The organism is Dietzia lutea (assembly GCF_003096075.1).
GTDB lineage: Bacteria > Actinomycetota > Actinomycetes > Mycobacteriales > Mycobacteriaceae > Dietzia > Dietzia lutea.
This window is the reverse complement of record NZ_CP015449.1, coordinates 3,215,576-3,228,183: the sequence shown is the minus strand read 5'-3', so window position 1 is coordinate 3,228,183 and position 12,608 is coordinate 3,215,576. Positions and strand designations below refer to the sequence as shown.

General features: G+C 70.3%; 8 protein-coding genes. 3 read left to right on the top strand and 5 right to left on the bottom strand.

Annotated features, from left to right (window positions below; translation table 11 throughout):
* Positions 1 to 243: 243 nt before the first annotated feature.
* On the bottom strand, positions 244 to 1,149 hold the full coding sequence (locus A6035_RS14770) for a MaoC family dehydratase (protein ID WP_108848548.1): 906 nt from the start codon (positions 1,147 to 1,149) through the stop codon (positions 244 to 246).
* 6 nt (positions 1,150 to 1,155) lie between these two features.
* A complete protein-coding gene (locus A6035_RS14765) occupies positions 1,156 to 2,505 on the bottom strand; it encodes a 3-oxoacyl-ACP reductase (RefSeq protein ID WP_108849306.1) in 1,350 nt (449 codons plus the stop codon).
* Positions 2,506 to 2,628: 123 nt separating this feature from the next.
* Between A6035_RS14765 and A6035_RS14760 the strand changes: the two genes are divergently transcribed.
* Together A6035_RS14760 and A6035_RS14755 are read left to right on the top strand one after the other, a co-directional pair.
* Positions 2,629 to 3,942 carry an acetyl-CoA C-acetyltransferase gene (locus A6035_RS14760; RefSeq protein WP_108848547.1) on the top strand — a complete coding sequence of 438 codons (1,314 nt, stop codon included), beginning with the start codon at positions 2,629 to 2,631 and terminating at the stop codon, positions 3,940 to 3,942.
* A gap of 160 nt (positions 3,943 to 4,102) precedes the next feature.
* Positions 4,103 to 6,043, top strand: coding sequence for a VanW family protein (locus tag A6035_RS14755; RefSeq protein WP_108848546.1), 1,941 nt, complete (start codon positions 4,103 to 4,105; stop codon positions 6,041 to 6,043).
* 145 nt (positions 6,044 to 6,188) lie between these two features.
* Here A6035_RS14755 and A6035_RS14750 read toward each other — a convergent pair whose 3' ends face one another.
* A complete protein-coding gene (locus tag A6035_RS14750) occupies positions 6,189 to 7,829 on the bottom strand; it encodes a catalase (protein ID WP_108848545.1) in 1,641 nt (546 codons plus the stop codon).
* A 196-nt stretch (positions 7,830 to 8,025) separates the two neighbouring features.
* Complete coding sequence (locus A6035_RS14745; RefSeq protein ID WP_108848544.1) at positions 8,026 to 9,864, bottom strand: acyl-CoA dehydrogenase; 1,839 nt, start codon at positions 9,862 to 9,864, stop codon at positions 8,026 to 8,028.
* 241 nt (positions 9,865 to 10,105) lie between these two features.
* Between A6035_RS14745 and A6035_RS14740 the strand changes: the two genes are divergently transcribed.
* The gene (locus A6035_RS14740; RefSeq protein ID WP_108848543.1) at positions 10,106 to 11,209 is read left to right on the top strand and encodes a methyl-accepting chemotaxis protein; all 1,104 of its coding nucleotides are present in this window, start codon (positions 10,106 to 10,108) and stop codon (positions 11,207 to 11,209) included.
* Positions 11,210 to 11,278: 69 nt separating this feature from the next.
* Here A6035_RS14740 and A6035_RS14735 read toward each other — a convergent pair whose 3' ends face one another.
* Entirely contained in the window at positions 11,279 to 12,574 is a 1,296-nt protein-coding gene (locus A6035_RS14735) for a PucR family transcriptional regulator (protein WP_108848542.1), read from the bottom strand.
* Positions 12,575 to 12,608: the final 34 nt, after the last annotated feature.

Below are 12,608 nucleotides of genomic sequence, written 5' to 3'. Positions count from 1 at the left end.
CAGTGGACACGCGAGGACCCCCGGTGACCGCGGTCACGCGAGGGACGGGGATGAACCTATCCGACGCCTACGACACGCCCCGCGGGCCCTGCCGCGCTCGACCCGTCAACGAAAAGGACGTTCCGCACACCCGCCTCTCGGGCGATGTGTGCGGAACGTCCATTTCGATGGAATCGGTGCGCTCGGTGCGTCCGGCGCGGGGCGGGAGACCGCGTCGGGAGCCCCCCGGAGCTGGCGCCGGGCCTAGAGCTCCTCGATCGTCGCCGTCGCGTGCACGGTCCCCAGCTTCTTGGGGTTGCGCACGGACAGCGACCAGGCCGGGTCGCCGGCACCGCCGCGCCGGGCGTAGATGCCCAGCTTCGCGGGCAGGATCACCGGCTTGCCGAACTCCACCGAGTAGCGGGCACGCCGGGGGATCTCACCCTCGACCACGCCGAGCAGCGTGGCGGCGGTCCACATGCCGTGGGCGATGACGTTCGGGAACCCGAACGCCTTGGCGCCCACGCCGGAGACGTGGATCGGGTTGCGGTCGCCGGACACGGCCGCGTACTCCGAGATCTGCGCCTCGGACACCGACTTCACCACCGTGGGGTCGCCGATCTCGGCCGCGGTGGGCGGCGCGGGCTTCGGCGGGCGCGGGGCGTCCTTCGGCGGGGTCAGGGAGGTCCTGCGCTTGGAGAGCAGGCCCGACCGCTGCACCCAGGCGGGCTCGTCGTCGTCGCCGGTCCTGATCTCGGTGACCACGTCCAACAGCAACCCCGCCGGATGCTCCCGCAGGTTCTCGGCGTGCGCGCGGATGTTGAGCTCGTCGCCGACGCGCAGCGCGCGGCGCGATTCGATCTCGTTGGTCAGGTGCACCGAGCCCATGGCCGGCACCGGGTAGTCCGGGTCCAGCATGAGCTGCATGCTGAGCGGGAACGCCAACGTGAACGGGTACGTCAACGGCAGCTCGTCGGTCAGACGCAGGCCGCACACGCGCGCGTAGGCGGCGAGGTTCGCCACGTCCACGCGCACGCCGGTGACCTCGACGCCCGTGGACGGCATCGACGTGCCGTCACGGGAGCCGCCGACGACCGGGAGGGCGCCGACCGCGGCCTTGCCGTACTGGCCGAGCAGGTTGGGGATGCCGGGGAGGCGGGTGTATTCCACGACCGATCACGCCCCCAGCAGCGACTGGCCGCACACGCGGATCACGTTGTTCGTGACCGAGGAGGAGGCGGGGTTGGCGAAGTAGGCGATCGTCTCGGCCACGTCGACCGGCAGGCCGCCCTGCTGCATGGAGTTCATGCGGCGACCGGCCTCGCGGGTGGCGAACGGGATGGCGGCGGTCATCTGGGTCTCGATGAAGCCCGGCGCCACAGCGTTGACCGTGATGTTCTTGGAGGCCAGCTCCGCGGAGGCGCCGTTGACGAAGCCGATCACGCCGGCCTTCGAGGCGGCGTAGTTGGTCTGGCCACGGTTGCCGGCGATGCCCGCCATCGAGGACACGCCCACCACGCGCGAGCCCTCGCCCAGGACGCCCTTCTCGGCGAGCTCGGCGGTGATCCGCTCGGGCGCGATGAGGTTGACGGCCATGACGGACTCCCAGCGCGCGGCGTCCATGCCGGCGAGGGTCTTGTCGCGGGTGATGCCGGCGTTGTGGACGAGGATGTCGATGCGGCCGTCGTGGCGCTCGGCGACGTGCTTGGCCAGGACCTCCGCGGCGTCGGCGGCGGTGACGTCGAGCGGCAGGGAGGTGCCACCGACCTTGTTGGCGGTGGCCGAGAGCGACTCACCCGCGGCGGGGATGTCGCAGCAGATCACGTGCGCGCCGTCGCGGGCGAGGACCGCCGCGATCTCGGCGCCGATGCCGCGCGCGGCCCCGGTGACGACGGCGAGCTTGCCCTCGAGCGGGCGGTCCCACGACGACGGGGCGGTGGCGGGACCGGCACCGACGCGGAACACCTGGGCGTCGACGTACGCCGACTTGGCCGACAGGACGAACCGCAGGGTCGACTCGAGCCCGGAGGCGCCCGCGTCGGCGTCGGGGGAGACGTACACGAGCTGGACGGTGGAGCCGCGCTTCATCTCCTTGCCGAGCGAGCGCGTGAAGCCCTCGAGCGCGCGCTGGGCGATGCGCTCCTCGACCGAGCCGGTCTCCTCGGGCGTCGTGCCCAGGACGACGATGCGGCCGCTGGCCATGACGTTGCGCACGACCGGGTTGAAGAACTCGTACAGGGCGACGAGGTCCTCGGGGCGCTTGAAAGAGGTGGCGTCGAACACGAGGCCGGCGAACTTGCCCTCGGCGCCCGCGGCGGCCAGCTCGTAGTCGCCCGAGAGCATCTCGCGGACGGGCTCGGCGAGGCGACCCTCGCCGCCGATGAGGACCGGACCGTGGAGGGCGGGCTGACCGGCCTCGTGGCGGCGCAGCTGCTCCGGCTGCGGGAGGCCGACCTTGCCGGCGATGAACGACCCGGGGGCCGAGGTCACGAACTGCGAGTAGAGGTCGAGGTTGCCCTGTGCCATGGCGATCATCTCCTGGGAAAGGTGCGGTACTACGGGTCGACAAGTAACTTACCGCTGAGTAACAATACTGCCAGGGCCGCGTTTCGGGCCACCGGACACCGAGAACAAACGGGAGTGACACACGTGACCACAAGCCCCCGCAAGGTCGCCATCGTCGGCGGCAACCGAATCCCCTTCGCCCGCTCGAACGGCAAGTACGCGGACGCCTCCAACCAGGACATGCTCACCGCGGCGATCGACGGGCTGGCAAGCCGGTACAACCTGCAAGGCGAGCGCCTCGGCTCCGTCGTCGCCGGCGCCGTCCTCAAGCATTCCCGCGACTTCAACCTCACGCGCGAGTCCGTGATCGGTTCCGTCCTCGACTCGTCGACCCCGGCCTACGACGTGCAGCAGGCCTGCGGCACCGGCCTGGCCGCCGCCATCCAGGTCGCCGACGCGATCGCGCTCGGCCGCATCGAGTCCGGCGTCGCCGGCGGCACCGACACCACCTCGGACGCCCCGCTGTCGGTCAACGACGACCTGCGCAAGACCCTCATCAAGCTCACCGCGGCCAAGAGCACCGTCGACCGCCTCAAGCTGCTCGGCGAGATCCGCCCGCAGGGCCTCGTGCCCGAGCAGCCGCAGAACGCCGAGCCGCGCACCGGGCTGTCCATGGGCGAGCACGCCGCGATCACCGCCCGCGAGTTCGGCGTCTCGCGCGCCGACCAGGACGCGCTGGCCGCGGCCAGCCACCGCAACCTCGCCGCCTCCTACGAGTCGGGCTTCCAGGACGACCTGGTGACCCCGTACCTGGGCGTGGCCCGCGACGACAATATGCGGCCCGACTCCTCCGAGGAGAAGCTGGGCAAGCTCAAGCCCGTCTTCGGAAAGCGCGACGCCGAGGCCCACGGCACCGAGGCCACCATGACGGCCGGCAACTCCACCCCGCTCACCGACGGCGCCTCCGCGGTGCTGCTGGCCAGCGAGGAGTGGGCCGCCGAGCACAAGCTGCCCGTCCGCGCCTACCTCGTGGACTCCGAGACCGCGTCCGTGGACTTCATCCACGGGCGCGAGGGCCGCAACCCGGACGGCCTGCTCATGGCCCCGACCTACGCGGTGGCGCGCCTGCTCGCCCGCAACGGCCTCACCCTGCAGGACTTCGACTACTACGAGATCCACGAGGCGTTCGCCTCGCAGGTCCTGGCCACCCTCGCCGCGTGGGAGTCCGAGGAGTACTGCACCGAACGGCTGGGTCTGGACAAGGCGTTGGGCTCGATCGACCGGTCGAAGCTCAACGTCAACGGCTCCTCGCTGGCGGCCGGCCACCCGTTCGCCGCGACCGGCGGTCGCATCCTGTCCGCCACCGCCAAGCTCCTCGAACAGAAGGGCTCCGGCCGCGCGCTCGTGTCCATCTGCGCGGCCGGCGGCCAGGGCGTCACCGCGATCGTCGAGCGCTGACCCGCCCTCGGAACGCCTGACCTGCGGCCCCCGCGCCCGGCGCGGGGGCTGCGCTCATCGCACCGGTCCGTCATAGTGGTGTGCACAGTGCTTCGTGCGGGAGTCCGGAGGCCGGCGCCCCGCCGGGGCACCGCCCCCGCTTCGTGAGGAGGCGTGACGAGTGGACGAGTCCACCAGCACCGACGGCGGCCCGGCCCGGCCCGTCGCCATCGAGGGGTCCGAGCCCCGGCCGACCGCGTCCGACCGGCGCAGCTACCGCGTGCACTCGCGCTGGCTGTACACGGGCGTGGGCGCGTTCATGGCGCTCGCGGTGTTGTACGGATTCGACCTGGTCAACAGCATCGGCCGCGTACCGCGCGGCACCGAGGTCTCCGGGATCGTGGTCGGCGGGATGACCACGGCCGACGCCGAGCGGCGCCTGGTCGAGGAACTGGGGCCACGGGTCGACGACGAGGTGGATCTACGTGCCGGGGCCGTGTCCACGACGCTGGACCCGCAGGCGGTCGGCCTGTCGGTGGACTGGCAGGGCACGCTCGACCGGGCCGGTGAGCAGCCCCTCAACCCGATCACCCGGCTGATCAGCCTGGTGTGGTCCACCGACGTCGGCATCGCCAGCGTCATTCCCGACGCCCGGCTCACCGACTTCCTCGAACGGCTCGCGCTGCAGGCTGATTTCGAACCCCGCGAGGGGGCCATCTGGTTCGACCGCGACCGGGTGCGCTCGGCCATCCCGCTCGACGGCCAGCGCCTGCAGATCGAGAACTCCCGCGACGCGGTGCTCGAGCACTGGCTCGACGACGACGGCGTGGACCTGCCCGTCGACTACACGCCCACCGAGACCGACGCCGAGCAGGTCCGCGCACTGATCCGGGACGTGGCCGAACCCGCCGCCACCCGCGACGTGACGCTGCTGGCCTCCCGGATCCGCGAGGACGGGACCGAGCCGCCGGTCACGACCCTCACCACCCGGATGCCGGCCCCGCCGCCGCCCGCCGGCCGGGAGCGTCCCGAGACCGCCGAGCGGGAGGTCGAGATGATCGACCCGGACGACCCCGACGCCGTGCCCGTGGTCTTCCCCCGCGATCGGATCGGCGAGTACCTGACCTTCGTGCGCGAGGGCGACGTGCTCGAGCCGCGCTTCGACGCCGACGCCGCCAAGGGCATCCTCGAGCCGCTCGTGGAGCCGACCGAACAGGAGGGCCGGGACGCCACCTTCTCCTTCAGCGGGACCACCGCCACGGTCGTGCCCGCGGTCCAGGGGCGCACGGTCGAGTGGGGCCCGCTGCTCGGTGCGCTCCCCGGCCAGCTCACGGACACCGAGGGCCCGCGCGTGCTGCCGGTCAGCTACGTGGGTCGCGATCCCGAGCTCACCACAGAGGAGGCCGAGCGGGCCGGAATCCGGGAGCCGGTCGGTCAGTTCACGGTGGCCGTCGGCGCGAACGGGCAGGCCCAGTCGATGATCGCCTCGCTCGCCGGGCACTTCATCCCCGCGGGGGAGAGCTTCTCGATGGAGGAGCTCGCCGGCACGGTCTCCGGGGACACCTCCGCCGACGCCGTGGCCACCGCACTGTTCAACGCCGCGTTCGAGGCCGGCGCCCAGGACCCGGTGCGCACGTCGCGTGGCGTCGACGGCGACGCGTTCCCCGCCGGGCGAGATGTCACGGCCTCGGCCGACGTGGGTTTCCGCAACGCGCAGGGCACCGGGCTCGTGATCGACGCCTCCGGCAGCGGGAACTCGGTGACGGTCCGACTGTGGGGCACTCGCGAGTACACCGTCCGTATCTCCACGGCGCCCCGCACCGACGTCCGGCGGGCGCCGACCCGGGTGGTCACCACCGCGGGCTGCACTCCGAGCGCGGGCCGGGACGGCTACACGGCGCGGGTCACGCGGACCGTCCAGCGTGGCGGCACCACCGTCAGTACCGACACCGTGTCGTCCACCTATGCCGCGCAGGAGCGGATCGAGTGCCGGGCCGAGGAACCCGCCGCCGCCCCCGACGCCGACGCCGACGCACCACCGCCGCCCCCGCCGCCCGGGCCTGGCCCGATCCGCATCCCGGGCCTGCCTGAGATCCGCATCCCCGGGCTGCCCGGCAATTGACCCGGCCCCGCACGCGCGAAAGTCCGCTACCCGGAATCGACATCCGCTACTCCTGTCGGGGTAGCAGATCCGGATTCCGGGTAGCGGATTTCGGTGGGGTGGCCCGGCCGGTGGGGACCGGCCGGGCCGGCGGCCGGCGGGACCGTCAGCGCTCGACGACGACCCGCTCGTTGGGCACGCAGTGCGTCATCGTCAGGCCCTCGACGTTCCGGGGGCCGTTCTTGCCGAGGTTGGCCATGCGCTCGCGCTCCTCGTTGGTGAGCTGTTGCTTGGGCAGCGGCTCGAGGTGACGGACGTCGTCGGCCGAGATGCCCAGACCGTCACCGACGCGCTGGCCGAGCTCGTCCTCGCACATGAACAGGTGCCAGACCATGCGCTCCTGCACCTCGCGGGTGGCCTGCCCGATGTTGTCGATGAAGTTTTTCACCAGGTCGTCGCGCTCCCAGTCCTCCATGAGGCGGAAGCGCTGGCCCGCCTGCACGTAGTCGTTGGTGCGGGGGTACTCGCTGCGCGTGAGGCGACCCCGCAGCTCGGGACCCACCTCCTCCTCGCCGGTCGGCTCGGACTCGCGGAGGCCGTTCATCGTGGACGGCTCGTAGTTCACGTGGGGGTTCTGCCCCTGCAGGTCCACGCCGTACGACATTGAGCCGCCACGCTGGTTGGTGGCGACCGTGGCGTTCTTGGCGCTGTTGACCGGCAGCTGCAGGTAGTTGGCGCCGACGCGGTAGCGCTGGGTGTCGCTGTAGGAGAACGTGCGACCGACCAGCATCTTGTCGTCGGAGAACTCCAGGCCGTCGACCAGGACACCGGTACCGAACGAGATCTGCTCGTTCTCGTTGTGGTGGTCGGTGACGTTGCGGTTGAGCGTCATGGTGCCGACCAGCTTCGGCTCGAAGTCGTTCTCCGGCCACGTCTTGGTGTCGTCCAGCGGGTCGAAGTCCAGCTCGGGATGGTCGTCATCCGACATCATCTGGACGACCAGATCCCACTTGGGGTAGTCGCCGTTCTCGATGGCCTCGTACAGATCCTTGGACGCGTGACCGGTGTCGTGCGCCTGGATGTTCGCCGCGTCCTCCTCGGTGAGGCTCTTGACGCCCTGGTGGGGCAGCCAGTGGTACTTCACCAGGTGGCTCTCGCCCTCGGCGTTGACCCAGCGGTAGGTGTTCACGCCGAAGCCCTGCATGTGCCGGTAGTCGGCCGGGATGCCGCGCGGGCTGAAGAGGTTGACCAGCATGTGCATCGCCTCCGGCGACTGCGACATGAAGTCGTAGATCCGCGCCGGATCCTGGCGGAACGTGATGGGGTCGGGCTTGAGGGAGTGGATGACGTCCGGGAACTTGATGGCGTCGCGGATGAAGAAGACGCCGAGGTTGTTCCCGACGAGGTCCCAGTTGCCGTCCTCCGTGTAGAACTTCACCGCGAAGCCGCGCGGGTCCCGCGCCACCTCGGAGGAGTCCCGGCCGCCGATCACCGTGGAGAAGCGGATGGCGACGTCGGTCTTCTTGCCCGGCTCCTGGAACAGCTTGGCCCGGGTGTACTTCGAGATGGGCTCGTCGCCCCACTTCCCGGTCGCCTCGAACTCGCCGTAGGCGACGAAACCGCGCGCGTGCACGACCCGCTCCGGGATCCGCTCGCGGTCGAAGTGGCTGATCTTCTCCAGGAACTGGTAGTTCTCCAGCGTCGCGGGGCCGCGGGCCCCGACGGTGCGGGTGTTCTGGTTGTCGTGGACCGGGTGTCCCTGGCGGGTGGTCAAGATGGGGTCGTCGTGCCTGCGCTCTTCGGACATCGATTCTCCTCGGGTAGAAGGCTTCGCCCGTCCGGTGGGGCTGGTCGTGGCCCCGACCCTAAATTCACGGCGCTCACGGGTCCACCGGTTTGACCAGACCCGCGACAACCATCCGAAATGCGGCGATCCGCCGCCCGTGGACCACGGACGGCGGATCGTTCCGGGTGGGCCCGGTGTCGGGCCCGTCAGAGGTACGTCAGAACGCGGCCTCGTCCAGCTCCATGAGCTCGTTGCCGAGCCCAGAGACGATTCCCCGGGTGGCGGTGAGGAGGGGCAGTTCGTTCTTCGCGAACCACCGGGCGGCGGCGATCTTGCCGTTGTAGAAGGCCTTGTCGTCGTCAGACGCGCCGTCCACCTTGCCGAGGGCGACCTCGGCGCCGACCAGCAGACGCCAGCCCATCATGAGGTCACCGAACGCCATGAGCACGCGCACCGAGGCGAGCCCGACCGTGTACAGGCGCGTCGGCTCGTCCTGGGAGCCCATGAGGTGCTCGAAGCACGTGCCGAGCATGGCCTCGACGTCGGCCAGCGCGGTGGCCAGCAGCTCGCGCTCGGCGGCCAGCTTCCCGCCGCAGGCGTCGCTGCCCAGGAAGTGCTTGATCTGCGCCGAGATGTGACCGACTGCGGTGCCGCGGTCCCGGGCGATCTTGCGGAAGAAGAAATCCTGCGCCTGGATGGCCGTGGTGCCCTCGTAGAGGGAGTCGATCTTGGCGTCGCGGATGTACTGCTCGATCGGGTAGTCCTGCAGGAAGCCGGACCCACCGAACGTCTGCAGCGACTCGGTCAGCAGCTCGTAGGCACGCTCGGAGCCCACGCCCTTGACGATCGGCAGGAGCAGGTCGTTGACGCGGTGGGCCAGCTCGGCGTCCGCGCCCGAGGCGCGTACGGCCGTCTCGGGATCCTGATGGGCGGCGGTGTACATGTACACCGCGCGCAGGCCCTCGGCGAACGCCTTCTGGCGGATGAGGGCGCGACGCACGTCCGGGTGGTGGGTGATCGTCACGCGCGGCGCGGTCTTGTCGGCCATCTCGGTCATGTCGCCGCCCTGGACGCGCTCCTTGGCGAACTCGAGGGCGTTGAGGTAACCGGTCGACAGGGTCGAGATGGCCTTGGTGCCGACCATCATGCGGGCGTGCTCGATGACGTCGAACATCTGGCGGATGCCCTGGTTGAGCACGTCGCCGCCGACCATCCAGCCCTTGGCGGGCACGCCGTGGCCGCCGAAGGTGACCTCACACGTGGTGGACGCCTTGATGCCCATCTTGTGCTCGACGCCGGTGACGAACACGCCGTTGCGCTCGCCCAGCTCGTCGTTCTCGAAGTCGAAGTGGAACTTCGGCACGAAGAACAGGGACAGGCCTTTGGTGCCCGGTCCGGCGCCCTCGGGGCGTGCCAGGACCAGGTGGAAGATGTTCTCGAACATGTCGTCCGAGTCGGCCGAGGTGATGAAGCGCTTGACGCCCTCGATGTGCCACGAGCCGTCGTCCTGCTTGATGGCCTTGGTGCGACCCGCGCCGACGTCGGAGCCGGCGTCGGGCTCGGTGAGCACCATGGTGGCGCCCCAGCCGCGCTCGACGCAGGTGGCGGCCCACTTCTTCTGCTCCTCGGTGCCGTTCTCGTAGAGCACCGCCGCGAAGGACGGGCCGGCCGAGTACATGAACGCGGGCGCGTTGGCGCCGAGCATCATCTCGCCGACGGCCCACACCATCGCGCGGGGAGCCGGCATGCCGCCGATCTCGTCGGGCAGACCCATCGACCAGTAACCGGCGTCGAACCACGCCTTGAACGACTTCTTGAAGTCCTCGGGGATGGAGACAGAGTGGGTCTCCGGGTCGAACACCGGCGGGTTGCGGTCGGCGGAGGCGAAGGACTCGGCGACCGGTCCCTCCGCCAGGGTGGAGACCTCGTCGAGGATGCCCTTGGCGGTCTCGGTGTCCATGTCGCCGAACTCGCCGGCGTCGAGTGCCTCGTTCATGCCAAGGACCTCGAACATGTTGAACTCGAGATCCCGGACGTTGCTCTTGTAGTGACCCATTACGGTCTTCTCCGATCGGAGTGCGTGTCATGGAATTGGTCGCGCCCGAAGAGTCGGTGCTGCTCGCCCACGGGGCCACTGAAACCTACTCGTCGGTAACAACGCCGATGCTAATGCGTTGTCAGCGAACAGTCCAAGGTGAGGGAAGACTCTGCTTCCGCAGGCCGCGTCCCCTCGCGAGTTCCCGGGCGGGCTCGTCGGGGCGCCCGCGGCGCGAGAGCCGGTGGGGCAGAATCACCTCATGGCAGAGATCCAGCGGCGGGCGCCCTCCGCCGTCTCCGTAGTGGGGGCGGCGTTCCGTGTGGTCGAGTGGCAACTCGGGGTGGCCAGGGAGTTGATCCTCCTGCCCGCTCGGGTGCTGGCCCTGCTCGACGACGTCGAGGTGGTGGTCGAGCGGATTCAGGTCCTGCTCGACGAGGTGAACCGGACCGTGCGGGCGATCGACGGGATCGTCGCCTCCGCGACCAGCACCGTCGACGACGTCCGCACCACCGTCGCCAGGGCCGATCAGATGATCGACCAGGTGGCCGGGACGGTGACCGACGCGGAGGGGATAGTCCGTCGGGTCGACGGCACCATCGATTCGGCGGAGGGCGTGGTGCGTCGGGTGGATGCCACGATCGATTCGGCGGAGGGCGTGGTGCGTCGGGTGGATGCCACGATCGATTCGGCGGAGGGCGTGGTGCGTCGGGTGGATGCCACGATCGATTCGGCGGAGGGCGTGGTGCGTCGGGTGGATGCCACGATCGATTCGGCCGCGGGGGTGGTGACGCGGGTCGGCGCGACCATCGATTCGGCGGAGGGGGTCGTGACGCGGGTCGGCACGACCATCGACTCCGCAGAGGGAGTGGTCGCCCGGGTCGGCGCGACCGTGGACACCGCGGACGAGCTGGTCCTCGACGCGGGCTCGCTCATCGAGCGTGTCGGACCGCTCATCGACTTCGCGGACTCCGCGCTGGCCCCCGTCAAACCGGTCGTGGAGGCGCTGCTCGTCGACGCAGACCTCGACCCGGAGGTCGCGCGGCGCGTCGCGACACGTCTCACCGAGGTGCTCGTGTGGGCGGACAAGACCGTCTCGCTTTTGGAGCCGATCGCCGACGAGATCCTCGAGTCGGTCGACCCGGAGGAGATCAAGGCGGTCGTGAAGTTCATCGACCACCTGCCCGCGCTGGGCGAGAGCCTGGAGACCGACATCATGCCGGTGCTTGCCTCGATGGACACCGTCGCGCCGGAGGTCCACCAGATCCTCGAGGTCGCGCAGCAGTGCCTCGAGGCGGTGGCCGGCATCCCGGGCTTCCAGCTCCTGCGGCGCCGAGGTGGCGAGAACGGCAGGACCCCGACCTGAGCGGCCCCCGCGGTCCCCGACCCGGGAGTCCGCCGAGCCCGGACCTCGTGGCCGCTGTACCGGCTGCGTCTACCGGGCGCCGCGTGTGCTGTCGGCGGGCGTGAGGACGACGTCGCCCAGCACCTCGCAGGTGGCCAGGGCCAACTGGGTGTCCAGCCGTCTGTCCCCGGGTCGACGCCCGAGCTCGTGCTCGGCTTTTGTCAACCGGTACTTGACCGTGTTGCGGTGCAGGAGCAGCCGGGACGCGGTGTCCGAGTAGTTCTCCGCGGAATCGAGGAACACGCGGACCGTCTCGCGCTGGCGCGCGGCGTCCTCGGTGTCCGCGGCGAGGTCGCCCAGCACCTCACGGACCCATCTCCTCGTGGTGGTGATGTCTCCGGCCAGGCGCGCGATGACGGGGATCCCGTCGTCCGAGTAGGAGACGACGTGTGCCTCGCCGGTGGTGGAGGTCTGGGCGACCGACACGACCTGTCCGGCCTGCATTCGGGTGGTCCGGAAACCGTCCACCCCGCGTCCGGGCGCGCCGAACGCGACGCGGGCCCCGCGGGTCGCCGCCACCACCGACGCGACGCGCCGGGTATCGACGGCATCGGTGCGGACCTCTCTCCCGAACCATGCCTCGGCGGTCGCGCGGCCGGTGGCGACCGTCAACGGCGCCCGGCTCACCTCGAGTGCGCGCCCGAGCTGATCCACGAGGTTGGCCAGTAGCCGGGCCTGATCGGCGACGGCGCCGTAGTCGTCGATCCACACCCGGCAGCCGACGTGGACCTGGCCCAGGTGGTACTTCGTCACCCTCTCGAACTCGGCAGCGTCGACGCTCTCACCGTTGAGCACGCGATTCACCATCGAGTTGATGGAGCGCGCCGCCTGATTGTGCGAGTAGCGCACCTCCTCCTCGTGGGCGGCGATGACGGTCCGGGTGATCTCGTCGACGTATTGATAGAGCCATCCGGCGAGGTGGTGGTAGAGGGGGAGCTTCTCGTGGTCCGCGCAGTCGACCTCCTGCACCTGGTCGAAGACGTGCGCGAGGAGGCGGTCGGAACCGACGTGGTAGGCGCGGCGTAACGCGGCGCTCGACACGTTCCGCCGGGCGAGCACCACGGCGTAGTGCATCGCGTCGGGGAGCGGCGGCAGGTCGTGCGCGTCCTTGGTGTGGGAGAGCAGATCGATGATCACCTCCACGTTGTTCGCGACGCTGGCGTGGAGCGCGGCCCGCATGTCCTCGTCGGTGAGTTCGCCGATGGCGTGCTCGATGGCGGCGGTCATGCTGACGGCGATGGCGTCGGTCTCGGGGCTGAGCCGCAGACCGATCTGTCGGGTCAGTTCCCGGAGCCGCTCCGGATTCTGTGGCGTGGTGCTGAGCATGGGTGAGGGTAAGTCCGTGTCCCTACCGGGACCG